This is a genomic window from Massilia niastensis DSM 21313, from assembly GCF_000382345.1.
GTDB classification, from domain to species: Bacteria; Pseudomonadota; Gammaproteobacteria; order Burkholderiales; family Burkholderiaceae_D; genus Telluria; species Telluria niastensis.
In genome coordinates this window covers 60015-83441 of record NZ_KB908100.1, presented here as the reverse complement: position 1 = coordinate 83441, position 23427 = coordinate 60015, and the positions used below count along the sequence as shown (strand labels likewise).

General features: G+C 65.5%; 19 protein-coding genes. 2 read left to right on the top strand and 17 right to left on the bottom strand.

The window, feature by feature from the left end:
* The 10 genes from H162_RS34740 to H162_RS0115880 form a co-directional block, all read right to left on the bottom strand.
* A partial coding sequence (locus H162_RS34740; RefSeq protein ID WP_267872151.1) for a calcium-binding protein occupies positions 1-4000 on the bottom strand: 4000 nt, incomplete at its 3' end.
* Positions 4000-4446, bottom strand: a complete 447-nt coding sequence (locus tag H162_RS34065; RefSeq protein ID WP_156885642.1) for a hypothetical protein — start codon at positions 4444-4446, stop codon at positions 4000-4002. The genes H162_RS34740 and H162_RS34065, both read right to left, overlap by 1 nt.
* Positions 4447-5075: 629 nt before the next feature.
* Positions 5076-5480 carry a monovalent cation/H(+) antiporter subunit G gene (mnhG, locus tag H162_RS0115910; RefSeq protein WP_020654473.1) on the bottom strand — a complete coding sequence of 135 codons (405 nt, stop codon included), beginning with the start codon at positions 5478-5480 and terminating at the stop codon, positions 5076-5078.
* The gene (locus H162_RS0115905) at positions 5477-5755 is read right to left on the bottom strand and encodes a K+/H+ antiporter subunit F (protein ID WP_020654472.1); all 279 of its coding nucleotides are present in this window, start codon (positions 5753-5755) and stop codon (positions 5477-5479) included. The genes mnhG and H162_RS0115905 overlap by 4 nt, the downstream gene beginning before the upstream one ends.
* Positions 5739-6257, bottom strand: coding sequence for a Na+/H+ antiporter subunit E (locus tag H162_RS0115900; protein ID WP_020654471.1), 519 nt, complete (start codon positions 6255-6257; stop codon positions 5739-5741). Before H162_RS0115900 ends, H162_RS0115905 begins: the two co-directional genes overlap by 17 nt.
* Positions 6254-7882, bottom strand: coding sequence for a monovalent cation/H+ antiporter subunit D (locus H162_RS0115895; protein ID WP_020654470.1), 1629 nt, complete (start codon positions 7880-7882; stop codon positions 6254-6256). Before H162_RS0115895 ends, H162_RS0115900 begins: the two co-directional genes overlap by 4 nt.
* Positions 7879-8223: a Na+/H+ antiporter subunit C gene (locus H162_RS0115890; protein WP_020654469.1), complete on the bottom strand. Its 345-nt coding sequence runs from the start codon at positions 8221-8223 to the stop codon at positions 7879-7881. Before H162_RS0115890 ends, H162_RS0115895 begins: the two co-directional genes overlap by 4 nt.
* On the bottom strand, positions 8223-11147 hold the full coding sequence (locus tag H162_RS0115885; RefSeq protein ID WP_020654468.1) for a monovalent cation/H+ antiporter subunit A: 2925 nt from the start codon (positions 11145-11147) through the stop codon (positions 8223-8225). The genes H162_RS0115890 and H162_RS0115885 overlap by 1 nt, the downstream gene beginning before the upstream one ends.
* Complete coding sequence (locus tag H162_RS34060; protein WP_156885641.1) at positions 11129-11350, bottom strand: putative universal stress family protein; 222 nt, start codon at positions 11348-11350, stop codon at positions 11129-11131. The genes H162_RS0115885 and H162_RS34060 overlap by 19 nt, the downstream gene beginning before the upstream one ends.
* Positions 11351-11470: 120 nt before the next feature.
* Positions 11471-12040: a hypothetical protein gene (locus H162_RS0115880; RefSeq protein ID WP_020654467.1), complete on the bottom strand. Its 570-nt coding sequence runs from the start codon at positions 12038-12040 to the stop codon at positions 11471-11473.
* Between the two features lie 180 nt (positions 12041-12220).
* Here H162_RS0115880 and H162_RS0115875 point away from each other — a divergent pair, with 180 nt between their 5' ends.
* Positions 12221-13312: a porin gene (locus H162_RS0115875; RefSeq protein ID WP_020654466.1), complete on the top strand. Its 1092-nt coding sequence runs from the start codon at positions 12221-12223 to the stop codon at positions 13310-13312.
* Positions 13313-13371: 59 nt separating this feature from the next.
* Positions 13372-14520 carry a serine hydrolase domain-containing protein gene (locus tag H162_RS0115870; RefSeq protein WP_020654465.1) on the top strand — a complete coding sequence of 383 codons (1149 nt, stop codon included), beginning with the start codon at positions 13372-13374 and terminating at the stop codon, positions 14518-14520.
* A 502-nt stretch (positions 14521-15022) separates the two neighbouring features.
* Here H162_RS0115870 and H162_RS0115865 read toward each other — a convergent pair.
* From H162_RS0115865 to H162_RS0115835, 7 genes are read right to left on the bottom strand one after another with little or no spacing between them, the layout of a single operon-like run.
* Positions 15023-15823, bottom strand: coding sequence for a hypothetical protein (locus H162_RS0115865; protein WP_156885640.1), 801 nt, complete (start codon positions 15821-15823; stop codon positions 15023-15025).
* The gene (locus H162_RS0115860; protein ID WP_211223706.1) at positions 15816-16394 is read right to left on the bottom strand and encodes a hypothetical protein; all 579 of its coding nucleotides are present in this window, start codon (positions 16392-16394) and stop codon (positions 15816-15818) included. Before H162_RS0115860 ends, H162_RS0115865 begins: the two co-directional genes overlap by 8 nt.
* Positions 16395-16415: 21 nt before the next feature.
* Entirely contained in the window at positions 16416-17402 is a 987-nt protein-coding gene (locus H162_RS0115855; protein ID WP_020654462.1) for a Gfo/Idh/MocA family protein, read from the bottom strand.
* Between the two features lie 11 nt (positions 17403-17413).
* Complete coding sequence (locus H162_RS31060; protein WP_020654461.1) at positions 17414-19615, bottom strand: heme-degrading domain-containing protein; 2202 nt, start codon at positions 19613-19615, stop codon at positions 17414-17416.
* Positions 19612-20946, bottom strand: a complete 1335-nt coding sequence (locus tag H162_RS0115845) for an MFS transporter (protein ID WP_020654460.1) — start codon at positions 20944-20946, stop codon at positions 19612-19614. The genes H162_RS31060 and H162_RS0115845 overlap by 4 nt, the downstream gene beginning before the upstream one ends.
* Entirely contained in the window at positions 20933-22018 is a 1086-nt protein-coding gene (locus H162_RS0115840) for a glucokinase (RefSeq protein WP_020654459.1), read from the bottom strand. Before H162_RS0115840 ends, H162_RS0115845 begins: the two co-directional genes overlap by 14 nt.
* Before the next feature lie 36 nt (positions 22019-22054).
* The gene (locus tag H162_RS0115835; protein ID WP_020654458.1) at positions 22055-23401 is read right to left on the bottom strand and encodes a GH1 family beta-glucosidase; all 1347 of its coding nucleotides are present in this window, start codon (positions 23399-23401) and stop codon (positions 22055-22057) included.
* Between the last annotated feature and the right edge of the window lie 26 nt (positions 23402-23427).

Genomic DNA, 23427 nt, shown 5'->3' with positions numbered 1-23427 from the left:
CCGCGTTCGTGCCCTGGGTATCGTTGTCGTAGTTGTAGACCGTGTCCTGGCCGTGCCCCTTGCCGAACAGGTAGACGTCGGCGCCGCCGCCGCCGGTCAGGTAATCCTTGCCGGCGCCGCCATCGAGCCGGTCGGCGTCGGCGTCGCCGTACAGGTAGTCGTCGCCGGTGCCGCCGGACAGGGTATCGGTGCCGGCCCCGCCGTAGAGGTTGTCGGCCCCGGCGTCGCCGTTGACGGTGTCGTTGCCTTCATCGCCATACAGATAATCGGCGCCATTGCCGCCGATCAGGGTGTCATTGCCGTCCGCACCGCGGATCGTGTCGTTGCCATCCAGGCCCGTCAGGCGGTCGGCGCCGGCGTAGCCGGAGATCGCATCGTTGCCTGCCATGCCGGCCAGCACCTTGGTCTTGACCGCCGCCACATCCCACACGGTGCCGTCCGCGAACTGGATCGTCTCCACTGTGGAGCTGGTCGTCGCGTCGCTGTTGAAATAGCCCTGGATCGTCAGCTGGTCGTCGGTGCCGTTGATCTTCAGGAGCAGGTCGCCGTACGAGCGCAGCAGCGTCACGCCGGTCGCCACGATGTCGGCGCCGAGCAGGACCTTGTCCGCGTTCGTGCCCTGGGTATCGTTGTCGTAGTTGTAGACCGTGTCCTGGCCATGTCCCTTGCCGAACAGGTAGACGTCGGCGCCGGCGCCGCCGCTCAGGTAATCCTTGCCGGTACCGCCATCGAGCCTGTCGGCGCCGTCTTCGCCATACAGGTAGTCGTCGCCGGTGCCGCCGGACAGGGTGTCGTTGCCGACCCCGCCGGAAAGATTGTCGGCGCCGGCGTCGCCGTTGACGATGTCGTTGCCTGCGTCGCCGTACAGATAATCGGCGCCATTGCCTCCGAGCACAGTGTCGTTGCCGTCCGCGCCGCGGATCGTGTCGTTGCCGTCCAGGCCAGTCAGGCGGTCGGCGCCGGCATAACCGGACAGCGCATCGTTGCCTGCCGTGCCGGCCAGCACCTTGGTCTTGACCGTTGCCACATCCCACACGGTGCCATCCGCGAACTGGATCGTCTCCACCGCGGAGTCGGTCGCGCCGTCGCTGTTGAAATAGCCCTGGATCGTCAGCTGGTCATCGGTGCCGTTGATCTTCAGGACCAGATCGCCGTACGAGCGCAGCAGCGTCACGCCAGTCGTCGCGATGCCGGCGTCGAGCAGGACCTTGTCCGCGTTCGTACCCTGGGTATCGTTGTCGTAGTTGTAGACCGTGTCCTGGCCGCGTCCCTTGCCGAACAGGTAGACGTCGGCGCCGGCGCCACCGGTCAGGTAGTCCTTGCCGGCGCCGCCATCGAGCCGGTCGGCGTCGGCGTCGCCGTACAGGTAGTCGTCGCCGGTGCCGCCGGACAGGGTGTCGTTGCCGACGCCGCCGTGAAGGCTATCGGCCCCGGCGTCGCCGCGTACGGCATCGTCGCCCTCGTCGCCGTACAGCGTGTCGCGGCCGTTACCGCCGTTGATCGTATCGTTGCCTTCCCAGCCGCGCTGCGTGTCATTGCCGTCGAGGCCATTGAGCGTGTCGGCGCTGCTGTAGCCGGCGATCGTGTCATCCCCCGCCGTTCCGGCAAGTACCTTGGCCTTCACCGTTGCGACGTTCCATATTGTGCCGTCGGCAAACTGAATCGTCTCGACCGCGTAGCTGCTTGCGCCGTCCGTATCGAAATAGCTGAATACCGAGATTTTGTCGGCAGCGCCCTCGAGCGTTAAAATCAGATCAAAGCCCACTCGTTTGGCAGTGATCTCAGAAGGCGCAATGCCGGCACCGAACACGATCTTGTCATGATTGACACCCACGGCATCGTTGTCGCCATTGAAGACAATGTCCTGCCCCCAGCCACGGGTAAAGACGTAGGAATCCGCTCCCGCACCGCCTTGTAAATAGTCGTTGCCCGTCCCGCCATCGAGGGTGTCATTGCCTCCCGCGCCGGAGAGATCATCATTCCCCCCAAAGCCATACATCAGGTCGTTGGCCGAATCGGTGCCGTATAAACGATTGTCCCCGGCCGTTCCCACGGTATTGTTCATGCCGAAGCCGGCCAGCGCCGTGTCAAAACCCGTGTTGCCGCCGCTGCCGCTGGCGCGCACGGCAGCGATCGCACTGCCGCCAAAATCACCGGAAAACTTCAATGCTGCCGCGAATTCAGCCATCTGCACGATGCCTTGCTGGGCGTTGGCGTCGTAGACCGTCTTGAGCAGGGCAACCGTTGCACTAACGTCAATGTCGTATTTGCTCGTCGATGCGTTCCATTCCAGCGCCACGCTATCGTACAAGTCCTTGAACCGGGTCTGGATCAGCAATTGGGACGACACATATTCCGCCAGCTTGTCGAAGACGCTCGACAAAATCTTGGCTGCCGGACCATGCGGGTTAGGGTCGGCTTCGCCCCAGCACCAGGTACCGATATAGTCTTCGCCCAGGAATTCTTCCAGCGCTTCCAGCTTGCGTGCATCACCGATAGCATTGCCGTAAATCTGGGTCGCGGCGCGGCTACCGGGATCGACCTCCTCGACCCCGGCCCATGCGTAGATCAAGGTCGACAGGATGGATTCCCGGTTCCCCACGTCTGTCGCCGCGATAAACTGTTGTACCAGGCCCTGCAAGCGTCCAGTCGTATCGTGCGCCATGGCCTGGTGCAGGCTGCGAACGTTGCCAAATCCAGCGATATCGGGAAGCGCCTCGGTACTGGCACCGACGGCTGCGACATCCCGATCGACGGTACGCGCGGTATCGACTGAAAACCACACATCCTTGATGGAATGGGACCCACCGCTGCCATCCTGATACTGCCCCGCCTGCAGGTGCTGGTTGCCATTCTTGTCGGTGACGACCTGATTTTCATAAGCCAGCCCGATACTCTTGATTCCAAGAGCTGCAAGCGTGATCAGTTCGCCGGCATCGGTAATGCCATTGCTATTAGCGTCTTTCCAAACCCGCAAGGCAGCAAAGTCCTTGTCAGCGACATCGATTTTTCCGTCGGCATTACTGTCGTGTGATGCCAATGCCTGGAACCCATTGTCGGCCGTTGCGCCGGATGGAAGCCGGGTATAGTTCCCGAAGAGTTCAGCCCCGTTATCGATCGTGCCGTTACTGTTCTTGTCGAGAACAAGCAGACCGTCGCCAGGATCGGTCCAACCGGTCCGCTCGGCAAATCCGTTTCCATCATGATCGAAATGAACTTCGCCCCATGTACCGAGCGTTTTGACGCCATCGCCATTCAGATCCAGGACCAAGGGGCTTCGCGTTACTTCCGCCTGTTGGAAACCGGCGCGGATATCATCAAGGAGCTTGGTGAAGTGCTCCTGCATGCCGAGGCTCAGGTCCAGGACGCCGTCTTCGAGGCTGGCAAGGAAGGCATCCATCTTTGCGCCGACCAGGTCCATTCCTTTGGAAACGCTTCCAGCAAAACGTTCGTAGAAACCATTGAGTGCATTATTGAAGCTCACCAGCGGCGCATTCATGCTTGGCGACAATGTGCCGTCGCCCACCGCCAAAGCAGTGAATGTCAGAAGACCGGACACCACCACCAGGCCACCGCCAAGAGCGGCAAACGCGGGACCCGCCGGCGTCAGGGCTGTGGCGGTCGCAGCAGCAAACGCACCAGACGAAAGCAGGCCAGCAGTATCGGAAAGCGCTTGCGCGATCAAGGAAATAGATACGGGCTGATTGTTGTCCAGTTGACCCTTGATCTGATTCACGTTATTCGCGAGGCTGGCCAATCCGACCCCGTAACCGACTACCGGAACAACGCTTTTTCCAAAGGATGTGGCCAATGCCAGGATTGTCTGTTCCGTGCTAATAACGGCATTGACAATATCCTGCGTTTGCATGCTGGTTGACGCGGTGATCCCATCTTTAAGGTTGGAAATGGTTTGGACAGGCTTCACGCCGATGATGGTGGCAAACTGCTCGATGAATTCAATGGTTTCTTGCGTGATTTTTGCGGCAGTGGCGGTCGTCATTATTTTTCCGATGATTTAGTTTTTTTGAATGAAGCAGAATACTGTTCGGCCATATCTTCAAATCTGATAAAAATCTTTCCGTCTACTTCAAGTTGATACAGGCGGCCATCAACGCTGCCACTGACAGGCTCCCACCATGCCGTGCCCTGCCTGCCAACCACGTCGGATCTAAAATCCAGGGTCCCGTTCTTTTTGTAATGGCAAGGAAATCCCTGTTCTCGATTTGGAGGAGCGCAGCTTAATACCAGCTTATTTTTTTCGACATGCAAGACAAGTTCGCCGCCGCCTGATTTCCAAAGGGGCCGAAATTCCACTTTTCCAGTTGATACTCTTAGTTTCGAGAACGGCGGCGGAGTATACGCAGTGACTTTCTCAATATTGTCTGGCAAAAAGAAAAGCGCAACGAGACATAATCCAAACACCACAAGCATGAATTTTTCGCGCATTTGATTTGATAATTTCTGGCTTGTGCCTTACTGGCTGAAGATTTTTTGGCCTGCAGTGTTCGCTCGCTCGAGCGTCGTAACAGACGCCACGCGTTACATTTAGTGAGTTTTTTCAATCGGCAAGAATCTCAGCATAAGCATTCTCCCGAATGCGTATTCCTGAGTAAGCTTTGGATGTGGCGTCGAGGCAGGAACGAGGCTGTCGTGGTTTTCAAGATGATAACTGCAGTTGTGTATATAAATTGTCATTTAATACATTATCATATATAAACTTTTCACTGGGAAATTTCTATCGTGGTGATAAACAAATGCAACACCATGAAGGCCCCGATATGGCTCACGGAACTTGGCATGAAGCGGGCAGATTCCGGAATAACAGGTGTCTCGGCCTGGAGAGGCCAGGAAGCGTATGCAAATGGAATGGCGACTGCAGGGCGGCACTAGCGCCCCGTCAGTGCACGTAGCAAGCTGTTCCTGCCTGTTGAACGGATCAGGATCCCAAACAAGAAAGCCTGCTCCACGAGGAGCAGGCTGTTGGCCAAATCAGGGAAGATGACGCATTCGCCATCTCATGGCTGAGGCTTCAGGGCAAGGGTATGAGCCTGCCGGTCGACAGCCGATAGATCCTGTCACCGCTTGCGCGTCGTCACGCCACTCTGCGCTTCCTCCTCGGCGATGCTGTAGATCCCGCCCGCCGTGGCCCCGGCTTCGTGCCTGCGGGCGCGCAGGTCGCGGTAGACCGCAGCGCGCATGATCAGCATCGAGACCACCGGCGCGGTCATCAGGATGAAGGCGGAAATGATCACCTCGTGCACCACCAGGCGTGATTGCGCCGCCGTGAAGTACACCATCGAGGCCAGCAGCACGCTGCCGGCGCCGAGGGTGACCGTGATCGCCGGTCCGTGGATGCGCTGGTAGAAGGTGCGCAGCCGCATCAGCCCGAGCGCGCCGGCCAGGATGATGGTGGCGCCGACGATCAGCAGCAGCGCCACCGTCGCCGCCGCCCAGGCGGGAAGCTGTTCCAGGCCGCTCATTCGATGATCTCCCCGCGCATCAGGAACTTCGCCATGGCGACGGTCGAGACGAAGCCCACCAGCGCGATCAGCATCGCCACTTCGAAGTACACCTGGGAGCTGAAGCGGATGCCGAGCACCAGCGACAGCAGCATCCCGCACATCCACAGGGTATCCAGCGCCAGCACGCGGTCGTGCGCCGACGGACCGACCAGCAGACGCGTGGCGCACAGCAGCATGGCCGCCAGCACGCACAGGAGCGCGTAGACGATCGACAGTTCAAGCAGGGTCGCCATGGGCAGCCTCCGTTTCGAAGATTTCAATCAGGGGTTGTTCGTAGCGGGTCTTGATGGTGTCGACCCACCACTGGGCGTCGTGCAGGTCGAACACATGCAGCACCAGCTCGTAGCCCTCGGGCAGGATCTCGACCCATACCGTACCGGGGGTCATGTTGATCAGGCAGGACAGCACCGCCAGCCCGTAGGGGTCGCGGATCGTCAGCGGCACCCGGATGAACTGCGAGTTCACCTTCGCATGATCGCCGAACAGGATGATGCGGCAGACGTTGAAGCAGGAACAGACGATCTCCACCGCCGCCATGCCCAGCAGGCGCGCCAGCACGACGGGCGCGCGCAGGCGCGGATAGCCGAGCGGCTGCAGCTTGCGCGCCAGCAGCGGAGCCGCGATCCCGAGCGCGGCGCCGAGCAGCAGGTGGCCGGGCGCCACCGTCTGGTTCAGCAGCAGCCACAGGACGCACAGCGCCAGCGACACGATGGGAAAGGGCAGCCAGGGGGTCATGGCGCCTCCGCGGCCTGCGTGGGCGCCGCCACGGCCGGCTGGCCCAGCACCCGGGAAATGTAGTCGCCGGGACGGTGGATGCCGGCGCTGGCGCGGCCCAGGTAGGCGAAGATTGGGCTGGCTTCGATCGTCATGACGACCGACAGCGCCAGCAGGAACAGCACCGGCATGACTTCCGAGCGGTGCAGCATGGGCGGCGCGACCGGGCTGCTGGACCAGAAGGTGCGCACCCCGAAGCGCATCATCGAGACCACGGCGACCAGGCCGGAGACGAACACCAGCGTCATCAGGATCCAGCCGGAGGCCGGCGGCGCGCCGCCATGTTCGGAAGGATTCAGCAGGGCGTGGAACAGGCCGAACTTGGCGACGAAGCCGGACAGCGGCGGCAGGCCGGCGATCATCAGCGCGCAGGCGGCGAAGGCCAGCGCCAGGAAGCCCATCGCCGCCGGCACGCCCTTGCCGACCGGCTCCTCCGGCGTGTCCTCGACCGCCCAGGCTTCCATGGTCAGCGCCAGCATCGCGGCGCGCGGCGTGCGGATGCGTTCGATCAGTTCGAGCAGCAGCAGGAAGGCGGCGATCGCCAGGGTCGAGCCGACCAGGTAGTACAGCCCGGCCGTGACCAGCGAGGGCTGGCCGTAGCCGGTCACCGCCAGCAGGGTGCCGGAAGAGACCACCGCGCCATAGCCCGCCATCCGGCCGGCGCTGTCGGTGGACAGCATGCCGGCGGCGCCGAACACGATGGTCGCCATGCCGCCCCACAGCAGGGCGTCGTAGCCGAAGCCGGCCGCCGCGCCGGCCTGGTCCGAGAACATCAGCAGCCACAGGCGCAGGATGACGTAGGCGCCCACCTTGGTCATCAGGACCAGCATGGCGGCCACCGGCGGCGAGGCGGCGGCATAGGTGGTGGGCAGCCAGAAGCCGAGCGGCCACATCGCGCTCTTGATCAGGAAGGCCAGCACCAGCACCGCGGCCCCGGTCTTGAGCAGGCCGGCATCGGCGGCGGGCAGGGTGGCGATGCGGGCCGCCAGGTCGGCCATGTTGAGGGTGCCGGTGGTGGCGTAGATCAGGGCGGTGCCGAGCAGGAACAGCAGCGCGGCGGCCAGGTTGACCGCGATGTACTGCATGCTCGCGCGGATGCGCTCGGCGTTATACCCGTGCAGCACCAGCCCGTAGGAGGCGGCCAGCATCACCTCGAAGAACACGAACAGGTTGAACAGGTCGTGGGTCAGGAAGGCGCCGTTGATGCCCATCAGGAGGAACTGGAACAGCGAATGGAAGTGCACGCCGATCCGGCCCCAGCGCAGCATGGCGAAGTGCAGCGCGGCCAATCCCAGCAGCGCGGTGAGCAGCAGCATCATCGCGGACAGGCGGTCGGCCAGCAGCGCGATCCCGAACGGCGCCGCCCAGTTGGCGGCCAGGTAGACCCCGATCCCGTGCTGCCAGTAGTCGCCGTCGGTCATCCCGACCAGCACCAGGGCATTGGCCAGCAGTCCCAGCCCCGATGCATAGCCGAGCACGAACTTGAGGCGGTGCCAGCCCTGGGTCAGCGGCACCATGGCCGCGCCGCACAGCAGCGGCAGCAGGATGGGCACGAGCAGCAGGTGCTGGATCCAGGGCAGGGTCATGGCTCGGGCTCCTGGCCGTCGACATGGTCGGTGCCGGTGAGGCCGCGCGAACCGATCATCACCACCAGGTACAGCGCGGTGGTGGCGAAGCCGATCACGATGGCGGTCAGCACCAGCGCCTGCGGCAGCGGGTCGGCCAGCAGGGCGGGGTCGGGCGGCGTGCCGGCGGGCGTGAGCGGCGGGCGGTTCACCCACAGGCGGCCCATGACGAAGATGAACAGGTTGACGGCGTAGGACATCAGCATCAGGCCGCAGAGCACCTGGAAGCTGCGCGGACGCAGCACCAGCCAGATGCCTGAGCCGAACACGATGCCGATCGCCAGCGATATCACCACTTCCATTACTGGATCTCCTTGGCGGGCGGGATGGCCGCACGGCCGGCGCCGGGCGGTGCGCGGTGGCTGCGCAGCGACTGGTGCGCCAGCGCCACCAGGATCAGCATGGTCGCGCCGACCACCACCAGGAACACGCCGAGGTCGAACACGAAGGCGCTCGGCACATGGATCTCGCCCAGCAACGGCAGGTCCAGGTGGGCGGTATGGCTGGTCAGGAACGGGTAGCCGAACAGCCAGGCGCCCATGCCGGTGAGGCAGGCCGTCGCCAGGCCCCAGGCGATCCAGCGGTGCGGCCGCAGGCGCAGGTGCGATTCGACCCAGTCGGTGCCGGCCACCATGTACTGCACGATCAGGGCGGTGGCGAAGATCAGGCCGGCGACGAAGCCGCCGCCCGGCAGGTTATGGCCGCGCATGAAGAAGTAGGCGGCCAGCATGCCCATCACCGGCAGCAGGAAGCGCAGGTAGACCGCGGGCACCATCAGGTAGCCGCTGCGCGCCTGCTGCGCCGGCGACTGCGTCACCGCCGGGTCGACATCGCTGGCCTGCTGCACCGGGATGGCGACGCTCTCGTGCGCCGGGCGGAAGCGCCGCAGCAGCGCGTACACCGTCAGTGCGACCGCCCCCAGCACGGTGATCTCGCCCATCGTGTCGAAACCGCGGAAGTCGACCAGCAGCACGTTGACCACGTTCGAACCGCCTCCTTCCGGAAGCGCGCGCAGCAGGTAGAAGTCGCTGATGGTGGCGCTTGGCGCCCGGGTCAGCACCGCGTAGCCGACGGCCGCGAGGCCCAGGCCGCCGGCGGCCGCCACCAGCATGTCGCGCGAGCGCCGCAGCCAGGTGCGGCCCGGCGCACGCGTGGCCAGGCCGGGCGGCGCGAAGCGCGGCGGCAGCCAGCGCAGGCCGAGCAGGATCAGCACCGTGGTCACGGTTTCCACCATCAGCTGGGTCAGCGCCAGGTCGGGCGCCGACAGCCACAGGAAGGTGATGCTGGTGACGATGCCGGTGCCGCCCACCATGATCAGCGCCGCCAGCCGGTGGTACTTGGCCTTCCAGGCCGCCGCCACCGCGCAGGCGGCGCCGATCAGCCAGAGCAGCGCGAACAGCGCATCGACATCGGCCAGGCGCAGTTCGGGCAGGGCCGGCAGGGGGCGCGCCAGCAGCAGCGGCACCGCGACCAGGGCCACCATGATGAGCAGGAACTGGCGCTGCAGGCGGCGCGTGCCGCTCCAGCGCATCAGCCAGTCCGCCGCCAGCTGCAGGCCCAGCATGCTGTTCTCGTAGGCCTGGGCGCCCTTCAGGCGGTGCAGCACCGGCACCTTGCTGCGCGAGCGCAGGTCGAAACGGCGGCGCAGGAACACATAGAACACCAGGCCGCCGCCCAGCGCGACGGCGCTCATCAGCAACGGCAGGTTGAAGCCGTGCCAGATGCCGAGGTCGTACTCGGGCATGCGCGGACCCAGCACCGCATGCGCGGCCACCGCCAGCACGTCGCCGACCACGCGCTGCGGCAGCACCCCGACCGCGATGCACAGCAGGACCAGGCACTCGATCGGGAAGCGCATCCAGCGCGGCGGCTCGTGCGGGTCCTGCGGCAGGTCGCGCGCCAGCGGGCCGACGAACACGCTGATGAAGCGCAGCGAATAGGCCACGCTGAAGATGCCCATCAGGGTCGCGGCCACCGCCATCGACCAGTCTTCGGTGCCGCCCACCAGGGTCGCTTCGGCGAAGAACATCTCCTTCGACAGGAAGCCATTCAGCAGCGGCACCCCGGCCATGGCGGCGCTGGCGACGATCGCCAGCGCCGCCGTGTAGGGCATGGCCTTCGCCAGGCCGCGCAGGATGCGCATGTCGCGCGTGCCGGATTCATGGTCGATGATCCCGACCGCCATGAACAGCGAAGCCTTGAACACCGCGTGGTTCATGGTGTGGAACACCGCCGCGACCACCGACAGCGGGGTGCCGATGCCCAGCAAGACGGTGATCAGGCCGAGGTGGCTGATGGTCGAATAGGCGAGCAGGCCCTTCATGTCGTGCTGGAAGATCGCGAAGAAGGACCCCAGCAGCAGGGTCAGGACGCCGGCGCCGCCGACGATCCAGGTCCACTCCATGGTGCCCGACAGCACCGGCCACAGCCGCATCAGCAGGAACACGCCGGCCTTCACCATGGTCGCGGAGTGCAGGTAGGCCGAGACCGGGGTCGGCGCCGCCATCGCATGCGGCAGCCAGAAATGGAAGGGGAACTGCGCGCTCTTGGTCAGCGCGCCCAGCGCGACCAGCACCAGCGCCGGCAGGTACAGGGCATGCGCGCGCACCTGGTCGGCGGCCGCCAGGACCGCATCGAGCTCGTAGCTGCCGACGATATGCCCGAGGATCAGGACGCCCGCCAGCAGGCACAGGCCGCCGGTGGTGGTGACGGTGAAGGCCATGCGGGCGCCGCGCCGCGCGTCGTTGCGCTCCTGCCAGTAGCCGATCAGGAGGAAGGACGTCAGGCTGGTCAGCTCCCAGAACACGACCATCTGGATCAGGTTGCCGGACAGGACGATGCCCAGCATCGAGCCCATGAAGGCCAGCATGTAGGCGAAGAAGCGGGCCACCGGATCGCGCCGCGACATGTAGTAGCGTGCGTAGACCAGCACCAGCAGGCCGATGCCCAGCACCATGACGGTGAACACCCAGGCCAGTCCGTCCATGCGCAGCACGATGTCGAGCCCGAATTCGGGCAGCCACCTGAACGTCGATGTCGGGACCTCGCCGCCGGCGATGCGCCCGAACTGGAAGATGGCGAGCAGCAGCGCCGCCAGCGTCACCACGCCGGAGACCGCCGCCGGCCGGGTGCGCGATCCTCCCGGCATGCATGCCGCGACGAAGGCGCCGAAGAACGGCAGCAGGACCAGCAGCGGCAGCACCGGCGTCACCGTGGCAGGCGACATCGCCGGCGCCCGGTGCTGCCGTCCAGCCATTGCAGCACCTCGCCGGGCGCCTGCGGCGCGTCGTACACCGTCAGTATGACGAGCGGGATATGGGATTTGCCGGCCAGTCGCTTCGCGCGTTCCAGCGGCCGGTCGCAACGGGCGCTCAGGTCTGTCGCAAGCAGCAGTCCGGGCAGTGTCGACAAGCTGGCATGTTCAGGCATGCGCACCCTTACGGAAAAGTGATCATGATTGCATCACTTTACCGTGTTTGCGGGCAGGCTGACAACGCGTTACTTCAGCTCTTCAATTGTTGACCTCAATCAATTCAGCACCGGAGGGTATCAAGCGGCGGTTTCCAGGCGTGGCTGCTCGCCAGATGCCAGTCCATACGCCTGCCGCACTTCGGCGCTGCGCGACTCGGCCTGCTGTTCCAGTTTCTTTTCGTAGGCGATGCGTTCCTCGTCGCTGACCGTCTTGTCGGAATTGGTGTCGGCTTCGGCGATGTAGTCGGCCGCCGTCGCTTCTTCCGACGACTGCGCCGCGCCGCCGCGCCTGGGCGCCGGGCCGGCGGCCGCGGGCGCCTGGGCGGCTTCCTGCGTATCGGCTTCGCCGGTCGCGGCGTCTTCCGCCGGGGGCGGGCCTTCGGGCGGCGGCGCGCCATCCGCCGGCGCCACGGCCTCTTCGATGGCGCGCTGCACCCGTGACGCATCGGCCTGCGCGCCCAGCTGGTCGCCGAGGCGCGCCGTGGCGCTCGACAGGGCGCTGTGCGTCTCGGCCGCGAGCGTGTCCGCGCCTTGCGTGGCGGAGGCCTGTGCGCTGTCCTGCGCGGCGGCGGCCTGTTCGGCCTTCCTGGTGACGGTGAGTGCGGTTGCCGCCTGGGCGGCGCTGGTGCTGCTGATGCTGGTGACCATGTGCGTGTCTTCGTGTGGGGATCCTTCCCTGTTTACGGCGGCGCCAGGCGCCAGCGCAGGGACGGGGATGTAAATCCAGGTAAAGGCGCGCCAGACACGTCCGGGTGGATCGCGGACCTTCCCATGGGGGATGGCCGCGTCCTCCGTGGACCGGCAATAATTGTCAAAAGGAGAAAATGAATGAGCAAACCACTTCGCCACGGCGCGGTTGCCTGCGTGGCGCTGTATGCCGCCACTGCCGGCGCGCAGACCCATGTCCAGATCTATGGCCGCCTGAACGTCTCGGCCGAACACGTCAAGGCTTCCGCCACCGCCGCCGGCCCGCGCCTGAGCCAGGCGCGCATCTCGAACAACCGTTCGGTGCTGGGCTTTCGCGGCAGCGAAGACCTGGGCGACGGCCTGAAGCTGGTCTTCCAGATCGAAGCGAGCGTGTCGCCCGACACCGGCGCCGGCGAGATCGCACGCCGCGACACCCGCATCGGCCTGGATGGGAACTTCGGCACGCTCTTCGTCGGCAACTGGGTCACCGCCTACAACGGCGCCACCTCCGGCCTCGATCCCTTCTATCCCACCACGGCCGGCTACATGGGCATCATGGCCAACGGCGCCGGGCCGGCGGTCGACAACGTCAGCAACACCTCGTCCTTCGACCGGCGCCAGGCCAATTCGGTGCATTACTGGAGCAAGCCGTGGAAGGGCCTGGGCCTGCGCATCTCGCATGGCGTCAACGAGGAGCGTCCCGCGAACGGGGCCAGGCCGAATCTCACCTCGGCGGCGGCCATCTACGAGCACGGCGCGTGGTACGCGACCCTGGCGCACGAACGGCACCACGACTACCAGGGACCGGGACGCAACGACAGCGGCACCAAGTTCGGGCTGGCCTACCAGTTCGGCGCCACCCGCGTCGCGGCGGTGGCCGAGCGCCTGAAGTACGAGACGGGACTCGGCGACCTGGAACGCGACGCCTGTTACGTGTCGGTCTCGCACCAGATGGGATCCCATGGCCTGCGCGCCGGCGTGGCCAGGGCGGATGACGGCAAAGGCGCCGCCGCCAACCGGGTCGGCTTCGTGCGCGGCGGCCCGCAGACCGGCGCGATCCACGCCACGCTGGGCTACGACTACACCCTGTCGAAGCGCACCATGGTCTACGCCTACCATACCCACCTGGACAACGAGGCCAATGCGGCCTACGACTTCGCGATCAACAGCCTGGGTCCCGGCGCGGGATCCACGCTCAAGGGCACCGCCTTCGGCCTGCGCCATTCGTTCTGACAGTGCCGGCGCGAGCCGGACTGGCGTACACTGTCCGGATAATCCGACGGAGGTGTTCGATGAAGGCGATGATCGCGGCGCTGTCCCTGCTCGTACTGAGTGCGTGTTCCCAGGTGCCGCGCGGCGCCGAAGCGGGTTTCGCGGATGCCGACATCGAGGCCCTGATGCGCCGCGAGCGGGTCCAGGGCCTGGCGCTGGCCGTGATCGACCATGGCCAGGTCGTCAAAGTGAAAGCCTACGGCAAGCGCAGCGTCGAGCGCGACCTGCCGCTGACCACCGACACCATCATGTACGGCGCCTCGCTGACCAAGACCGCCTTCACCTATATGGTGCTGCAGCTGGCCGACGAGGGACGGCTCGACCTCGATGCGCCGCTCACCCGCCTGCTGCCGCAGGCGCTGCCCGACTACCGCGGCAAGCGCGACGACTACGCCGACCTGGCGGGTGACGAGCGCTGGCGCCTGCTGACGCCGCGCATGCTGGTCACCCACAGCACCGGCTTCGCCAATTTCCGCTGGCTCGAACCCGACAAGCGCCTGCGCTTCCACTTCACGCCGGGCGAGCGCTATGCGTATTCGGGCGAGGGCTTCTACATCCTGCAGATGATCGTCGAGCAGGGCCTGGGCCTGGATGCGGGGCAGGAGATGCAGGCGCGCGTGTTCGACCGCTTCGGCATGCGCAAGACCAGCATGCGCTGGCGTCCCGATTTCGCCGCCAACCTGGCGGACGGCTACGGCATCGACGGCAGGATGGAGCCGCACGACGAACGCAGCAGCGTCAGCGCCGCCGGCTCGATGGACACCACGATCGCCGACCAGGCCCGGATGTGGGCCGCGATCCAGAGCGGCGAGGGATTGAGTACGACGATGCGCGCCGAGATGGTGAAACCGCAGCTGCCGATCCGCTCGCCCAGCCAGTTCCCGACCCTGGCGCCCGAGACCGGCGACGCCCCGGCGGGGCTGGCGGCCGGCCTGGGCGTGGTCACCTTCCGCGACCGCAGCGGGCCGGGCTGGTTCAAGGGCGGCCACAACGACTGGACCGGCAACATGGTGATCTGCCTGGAGGCGCGCCGGCGCTGCGTCGTCATGCTGGCCAACGACGTGCGCGCCGAGCGCATCTATCCCGAGATCGCACGCCTGGCGCTGGGCGAGAACGACATGCCGTGGCGCTGGGAGTACGGCTGGTACGGCGCACCGGCCGCCAACTGAAAGCCCGCCTGCCTCAGGCGTCCGACGGATAACGCAGGCCGATCTGCCTGCGGATCGTGTCGAAAGCATTCAGGGTCAGGTCTGACATTCGGACACCGATCGAGCACCTTTGCCCTATCTCAAAATGCTGGTGTGTTTATCCCGAACTCGTCAATGCCCGGTTTACATTTGTCACCGAAACCCGCGCATCGCAGACAATGTCGGAAATAGGAAAAAATCTCAGAATTTTTAAAAACGTTATGAGATTTCGCAAGGGTCGTGCGTCCATGTCCGAATGACAGACCTGACCCTGAATCTTCCCCTCACAGCGGGCCGGGTTGGTTCAAGGCGGCCACAAGGACTGGATCGGCAACGTGGTCATCTGGCCAACGACGTGCGCGCGAGCGCATCTAGCCCGAGATCGCGTGCCTGGTGCTGGGCGAGAACGACATGCCGTGGCGCTGGGAGTAGGGGGTACGGCGCGCCGTCCGGCAGACAGCGAGGACACACGGCAGGCATTGCGTCAAACCTGCGGCATACTTCCGCCGACGGCAGCGCTGTTCGCAGATGGTTCCCCTTCCCAGTCACGGTATTTGCCTGCCTTGATCTGTCGAACTGCGTCGATGATCGTTTCATAATGGGCTTTGACGGCCGCGCCTTTCTTCCATCGCGCTACCGCTGGATGAAAGGTGCGAAAGCAATGACTGCCCCGGTAACGGAAATACCAGAGCTCACGTTTGACTAATGGAATCGAGCCTTCAAGCAGCTCTTTATCGAACACCTTCCTGATCATGCCGTCATGCGTGACACTGCAAGCGAATATCACGACCTTGGGACGAAGCAGATCGAATTCCAGTCGAAACAAGTCAGCGGAAAATTCAGTAAGGGCATCGGAGTAATCGCGTGCATTGCGGGTTCTGTTCTTTCCGCGGTTGACGTCCATCTTGAAGAGGTTGTTCCAGACGACGCTGCCCGCGATACCATCAGCTAATTCCACCTCCATGCGCCGGCGCATCTGCAGGAATGAAGAACGTCCCGGAGAGACCAGCGCTTTCGCATAGCGTGCGAAAAGGATCTCCATGAGATCCGTCTCTTTCAGTAGTGCCTGCAATTTTCCACACCAGCCTTTCGTTTCCTGTCCGACGAACATGATTTTGCAGGACGCCTTGAAATACGCATCCACGGCGGAAGGATCGATCAGGAAGGGAGCAGAGAGCTTCGTGGCCTCGTCGGATGCCATCCATGCTGGGGCGCGGCGCTCATGAAGGAATTCTTGATATGAGTTCGCCAGCTTTGCCTGTACTTCCGTCAGTTCCTTACTCATGTACAGGGGCTTCTTGGGCAGCGGGACAGAATAGAGCGGCGTACAGCTCGTCAATGGTGGCGATGCGCTTGAATGCAGTTGCGGGGACGATCCTCAGATTAGGGCGTTCTTTCTTGATGCCATTGGCGTCGCCTCGGGTGTGCCTCGCCGTCACGTAATGATCCATGCATGCCAACGGAGTCCCTGGGGCGCCACCGAAGAACAGAAAGTGATCGAGACGCAGGTCCTTGCGATCGAAGCGCATCCATATCACGCAGCCGGAGGGTTTGCGTCCCAGGTGGGTGTGGGTGATCTGGGAGCGTGTCGCCCCATCGGTCGACGAAGCCTTCAGCTGGACATGCCGTGTCACGCCCTTGGCTTCGAGGACGATGTCATGGCCAGCCCGGTCAACGGACGGTGTCGAGACTTCAAGCTCGGCGCCGTGGTGAAGCCAGGAATGCTTCAGGAGCTCGCCGACAAGAAGGTGTTCGAGCAGACGCTCGCGGTAGACTGACTGGAGACTATCCTGGCTCATGGCACTGGCGCCCGGCTGTTGGGCATGAAGATCGGTGGACAGATTATAGCCATCCACCTCCAATACCCATCAGCCGTCTCAGGCGTCCGACGGATAACGCAGGCCGATCTGCCTGCGGATCGTGTCGAGCAGTCCCATCAGCGACAGCGTGTCGTCGTGCGTCATCAGGGGATGTTCGATCAGGCCTTCCTTCAGGCAGCGCCCGGCCTCGATCGCCTCGTGCGTGTAGCCGTTGCCCAGGTAGGGCGTGGCCACGGTACGCGAGCTGCCGTCCAGCAGGTCGACCGTGACTTCGGTCGCCAGGTGGAACATGCGGTGCATGCGCACGCTCCCCTTCGTGCCCGACACCACCAGCTCGGAGCTCGAGCGGGCGCGCATCGAGCAGCTGCAGACCGACAGCGTGCCGCCCACGTGCTTCATGGTGAAGGCGGTGCTGAGGTCGACGCCGGTCTCGCCCATGATCGCCTGGGCCTGGACCGTGTCCACCTTGCCCAGCAGCGCGCAGGCGATCGACAGCGGGTAGATGCCGAGGTCGAGCAGGGCGCCGCCGCCCAGTTCCGGATTGTTGATGCGGTGCGCAGGATCCGTGGTGGCCGAGAAGCCGAAATCGGCATGCACCTGGGTCACGGCGCCGATCTCGCCGGAAGCCATGATGCGCTTCACTTCGGCGAGCGCCGGCATGAAGCGCGTCCACATCGCTTCCATCAGGAACAGGTTCCTGGCGCGCGCCAGGGCCACGACTTCGCCCGCCTCGCGCCGGTTCATCGCGAACGGCTTCTCGCACAGCACCGCCTTGCCGCCGCGCAGGGCCTGGATGGCGTTCTCCGCATGCATCGTGTGCGGGGTGCCGATGTAGATGATGTCCACCTCCTGCGCCTGCGCCAGTTCGCTGTACGAACCGTAGGAGGCCGGAATGTCGAACTCGCGCGCGAAGGCCAGCGCACTCTCCTTCGTGCGCGATCCGACCGCCGCCAGCACGGCGCCGGGCGTGTCGCGCAGGCCCGTTGCGAAGGCACGCGCGATGCCGCCGGTACCGAGGATGCCCCACCTGACTTTTTCCGTCATGTTTCTTCCTTTCAGATCTCGCTTACCTTGAGGTAGTCCTTGAGCGCCGCCACGACCATCGCATGGTCTTCCACACCCGGCAGGCCCGACACCGTGATGGTGCCGACCTGGCCGGTGCCCCTGACGACGATCGGGAACGAACCGCCATGGGCGGCGTAGTCGCGCGCATCGAGGGTCGGGATGGCGTCGTGGTCGCCGCCGTTCTGGCGCACCTGGGTGTGGATGTAGAAGGAGCTGTGGCCGGTGCGGTTGACCAGGTTGCTCTTGCGGCGGATCCAGTCGCCGTGGTCGCGCGTGGTGCCGTTCATGCCGTGTGCGAACAGCACGGTGCCGTTGCGCGCGATCTCGACCGCCACCGACTTCTTGCTGGCGCGCGCCATCCCGATCAGCTTCAGGCCGATCTCGAGCGCGGTGTCGTTGCTGAAGCTGTCGAACTGGAGCACCTGTTCCTGGCGCAGCAGGGTGTCGAGGGGGATGAGGGTGTCGGTCATGGATTTCGCGGGGCGGGGAGTCAGTTCGGACAGCGCCGCCGTCACGTAGACCAGCGGCGCGTTCCAGTTGATGGCGACCTCGTTGCTGGCATAGCTGCACGCGTGGTCGAGGTAGGACAGGGCCGGCAGCGTGCTCGGATAGGGCGGACAATCCTTTTTATCCGCCTGTCCGGCGTTCGGTCCGCCCGTGAGCCAGCCCGGCACCGGGGCCGCGATCCCGTCGGCGATCGAGGGACGATGGTGCGGATGCTGCGACGGTCGCGCGCCGAAGCCGGTGACGAAGGACGTGTCGACGGCGTTGCGGCCCAGGACGTAGTCGAGGCTGGACTGGGCCGCCATCAGGTAGTCCGGCTTGCCGTTCAGGCGGTAGGCCTGCAGCAGCATCATGGCCTGGTTCAGGATCACGGCATTGCTGCCCCAGACCATGTCGGCCGGCTTCATCGGCACCCGGTAGCCCGAGCCGCGCCATTCCCGCGCCAGGCCTGCGGCCAGTTCGTCGATGCGGTCCGCGATCAGCTTGTGGTCGGCGGCGGGACCCAGGCGCTCGCGGTGATGGGCCAGCGACATCCAGGCCAGGGCCCGCACATCGCTCCAGGACGGGAAGGTGACCGCGGCCTGGTCGCGCTGCAGGGCCTGATAGTAGGCGTCCTTGCCGGTGCTGATGTACAGCTCGGCCGCGGCCCACGCGAACTCGTCGTCCACGCGCTCGTCGCCGTACTCGCCGGTGACCACGCCGGCCGGGTTCCTGAAGATCGCGGCAGGGTTGGCCGCCGCCCACTTCCAGGCCGCTTCGCTGGCCGCCAGCATCCTGGCCGACATGCCCGGCCATTGCCTGTCGTAGGGCGCCAGCACGCGGCTGGCCACCGCCATGGTGGCGGCGAAGTCCAGCGCCGCCGCGGTGCTCTTGGCCACCACGTAGCGCGGGTCCTTCATCGCCGCGTGCGGCATCACCATGCCGTCGAACTTCAGGTTGGTCAGCTTGTGGTACACGCCGCCGTCCTGCGGGTCCTGCATGGTCAGCATCCACTCCAGGTTCCACATCGCCTCGTCGAGGATGTCGGGCACGCCGTCGCCGGATTCCGGAATGTTAACGTCCTGGCGGGTGAACCAGGCCGGGAAGTGCTCGAAGGCGGCCAGCAGGGTATAGGTGGAGATGCCCGAGTTGACGATGTACTTGTTGTAGTCGCCGGCGTCGTACCAGCCTTTCGGGCTGGAGAGCACGCTGCCTTCGGGGCGCGCGCCAGATGCCGCCGAGGCGTGCACCAGCACCCTGTCGTCCGGATGACCGGCCGGACGGGCAAAGGCGCCCGCATGCTTCGGTTCCAGGGCGATCGCGCTGCGGTTCAGGAAAAAGGCCTTCAGCGCCGCCGTGTTGAGCGCGCGGTAGCCGTCCGCCTGCACCGTGAACGGAGCGGACGGTGCCAGGCCGTCGACCTTGAGGCGATAGCTGCCCGGCGTGTTCAGGGCGCTGAAATCGGCCACGCGCACGGTCTCGCCGGAGGCGTCCCAGCGCGCCGGCTTGCCGAGCGCGCCGCTGAACACCGTCTTGCCGTTGGCGCCGACGATCTCGAAGCGGCTTGCAGAGGCGCCCTGGGGCACCACGGCGAGCTTTTGCGCGCCGGGCAGGAAGCCGACCTGGTTGAGCTTGATGCCCGGCGTGGCAGGGGCAGCGGCGGCGCTGCCGGCGGCCAGCAGCAGCAGGGGAATGGACAGGCGCTTCATGCCGGCACCGCCTTGCCGTCGGTCTCGCTGGCCGGCCGGCTGCCGTCGTCATGGTGGAAGGGTGCGAACCAGGTGGCCAGGAAGGAGGGGATGGTCGCGACCATCACGAACACGAAATAGCTGACGTAGCCCATCATCTCCTGGAGGTGGCCGCTGACGACGCCGGTGACCAGGCTGCACAGGCCCATCAGGCCGGTGCCGAAGGCGTAGTGGGTGGTGGTGTACTTGCCCGGCGCGAGCTGCTGCATCAGGTAGATCATGAAGCCGACCGCGCCGAAGCCGAAGAAGAACTTGTCGACCACCACGCCCAGCGTCACCATCGTCAGGCTGGACGGCAGGTAGATGGCCATCAGCAGGAACACGATGTTCGGGATGTTGATCGCGCAGCACAGCACGAACAGGGTCGACTTCAGGCCGCGCTTCGCGACATACAGGCCGCCGAGCAGGGAGCCGAGCAGCACCGCCGCCAGGCCGTAGGTGCCGTAGATCAGGCCCAGCATCTCGTTCGACAGGCCCAGGCCGCCCTTGGCCGCGGGGTCGACCATGAAGAACGGCCCGATCTTCTCGAGGAAGCCGGCGCTCAGGCGGAACAGGAAGGCGAACGCGATCATGCGCCACACGCCGCGCTTCTGGAACAGGGTGACGAAGGAGTCGAGCAGGATGCGGCCGGCGTCCGCGACGCTGGACGGCGTGTCGGCCGCGCGCGCGCCCTCGGGCATGAAGCGCAGGTGCCAGAACGCCATCAGCAGGGTGACGCCGCCCACCAGCAGGAAGATGATGCGCCAGGATTCGATCCAGTCCGGACCGAAGACCCTGGGATCGTGGCCGAACACGGTGGTGTGCAGGTAACCGCTCAGGAACACCATGCCGCCGGCCGCGACGATCGGGCCGATGTTCCACGACAGGCTCTGGATGCCGCAGTACAGCGACTGCGAGCGCGCATCCAGCGAGGTGACATAGACGCCGTCGCTGGCGATGTCCTGGGTCGCGCCGACGAAGGACAGCGCGAAGAAGATCGCCATCAGGAAGGCCATGTAGCCGGGCAGTTCCATCAGCAGCGCCACGCCGGCGAAGCCCGCGCCGATCAGCACCTGGGCGCACAGCACGAAGAACTTCTTGGTGCGGTACATCTCGACGAAAGGCGCGAACAGCGGCTTGATGGTGTAGGCCAGGATCAGCAGGCTCGAATACTGCGCGGCCTTGCCGTTGTCCATGCCCAGGTTCTTGAACATGATGGCGGTGACGCTGGTCAGCATCACATAGCCGAGCGCCATCGTGAAGTACCCGGTGGGCACCCACAGCAGGGGCGAGGAGGTCTTAGCAGCGTGCATGATCGGTCTCCGGTGTCTGGTGGGTGGCCGGCTGCCGCGCAACAGCCCTGGCCGGGCGTGCGCCGGACCGGCGCTCCAGGTGGTCGGACAGGATCGCCGACGCGCCCAGCAGCGCAGGGGTGGGCGCGACGATCAGCATGGTCGGGATCTGCGCGGTGTAGGCGCTGAAGCGGCCCTTCCTTTCGAAACGGTGGCGGAACGGCGAGGCGGCGAAGTAGTCGCCCAGGCGCGGCACCACGCCGCCGCCGATGTAGATGCCGCCCTGCGCGCCGAGGGTGACGGCGAGGTTGGCGGCCACCGTGCCCAGCATGCCGCAGAAGCAGTCGACGGTCTCGCGGCACAGGGCGTCGTCGCTCTCCAGGCCGCGCGCGACGATCTCGGACGGCGTGCGCGGCGGCGTGGCGATGCCGCGGCTGTCCGCCAGCGCTTCGTGGATCAGCGCCAGGCCGGGGCCGGAAACGAAGCGCTCGGCCGAGACGTGGTCGTAGCGCTGCAGGCAGTAGCGCAGCACCTCGATCTCGCGCGCATCCATCGGCGAGAAGGCGACATGGCCGCCCTCGCTGTGCAGCGGCACCCAGCGGTCGCCCGCCGGCACCAGGCCGGACACGCCCAGCCCGGTGCCCGCGCCGACCAGGCCGATGGCGCTGCCCGGGCGTGCGGTCCCGCCGCCGATGCGCACCAGGTCGGAACCGGCCAGCAGCGGCAGCGACATCGCCAGCGCGGTGAAGTCGTTCACCACCAGCAGCGTCTCCAGTCCCAGTGCGCGGCGCGCGCCCTCGATCGAGAAGGTCCAGTGGTGGTTGGTCATCTTGATGGCGTCGCCGTCGACCGGGTTGGCGATCGCGATCACGGCGTGGTCTACCTCGTGACCACAGCTGGCGAGGTAGGCGCGCACGGCGTCCTCGAAACGCGGATAGTCGGCGCAGGCCAGGGTCAGCATGCCGCTGACCTGGCCCGGTCCGGCTTCGAGCGCGAAGCGCGCATTGGTGCCGCCGATATCGGCCAGCAGGCGGGGACCCACAGTGTGGGTCCCCGCGGCACCGAAGCTATTGGTGGTCGGGCTGGGTTGCATGTCTCCTCCTTGTTTCTTCTTGTCGTCGCGCCGGTCTCAGGCCCCGGCGCGGCGCGCCGCGATGAACTCGCGGTACCACAGGGCGCTGTCCTTGAGCGTGCGCTGCTGGGTCGCATAGTCCACGTGCACGATGCCGAAGCGCTTGCTGTAGCCCGAGTTCCACTCGAAGTTGTCGAGCAGGCTCCACAGGAAATAGCCGCGCACGTCAACGCCCTTGTCCATCGCTTCCTTCAGCGCGGCCAGGTGGCTGCGCACGTAGGCGATGCGTTCGGGGTCGTGCACCTGGCCGCCCGATACCGTGTCCGGGTTGGCCATGCCGTTCTCGGTGATGTAGACCGGCGGCAGCTCAGGATACTCTTCCTTGAGCTTGAGCAGCAGCTCCGGCAGGCCCTGGGGATGGATTTCCCAGCCCATGTCGGTGGTGCCGAGCCTGGCCGGCGCCGGCAGCGGCGGGTTGGCGGCGCTGCACCAGGAGCGGAAGTAGTAGTTACAGCCCAGGAAGTCGATCTTCTGCCGGATGATGTCGAAGTCGCCGTCGCGCACCTGGGGCGCGTTGGCGCCGTGGCCGCGCAGCGCCAGCTCGGGGTAGTGGCCCTTGAAGATCGGATCCATGAACCACTGCGTCGAGCGCGCGTATTCGAAGGCGGCCATGTCGCGGTCGGCCTGCGAATCGGTGGCCGGGTCGGCGGTCCACTGGTTCAGCACGATGCCTAATTTTGCCGGGCTGCTGGCCTCGCGCATGGCGCGCATGGCCAGGCCGTGCGACAGCAGCAGGTGGTGCGAGACCTGGATCGACTGCTTCAGGTCGGCCACGCCGGGCGCGAACTGGGCGTTGCCGTAGCCGAGGTTGGCCGTGCACCACGGTTCGTTATGGGTGGCGATCGCCTCGATGCGCTTGCCGAAGCGGCGCGCGACCTCGTGCGCATAGTCGGCGAAGCGGTGCGCGGTGTCGCGATTGAGCCAGCCGCCGTCGTCCTGCAGGCCTTGCGGCAGGTCCCAGTGGTACAGGGTCAGGTGGGCGCGGATGTCGTTCGCGGCCAGCTCGTCGAGCAGGCGGTCGTAGAAGCCGAATCCGGCCTCGTTCCAGGCGCCCTTGCCGTCCGGCTGGACGCGCGCCCAGGCCATCGAGAAGCGGTAGGCATCCACGCCCAGCGAGGACAGGATGCCCACGTCCTCGCGGTAGCGGTGGTAGTGGTCGCAGGCCACGGTGCCGTCGCTGCCGTCCTTGATGTTGGCGCGGTCCAGGCAAAAGGTATCCCAGATCGACGGGCCCTTGCCGTCGGCGCTCGAGGCGCCCTCGATCTGGAAGGAGCTGGTGGCGACGCCCCAGGTGAAGTCCTGGGGGAAGTCGTTGTTGAAGTCGAAGTTCTGGATCTTGGTCATGGCGGTCTTCTGGTTGCTTGGCAGGG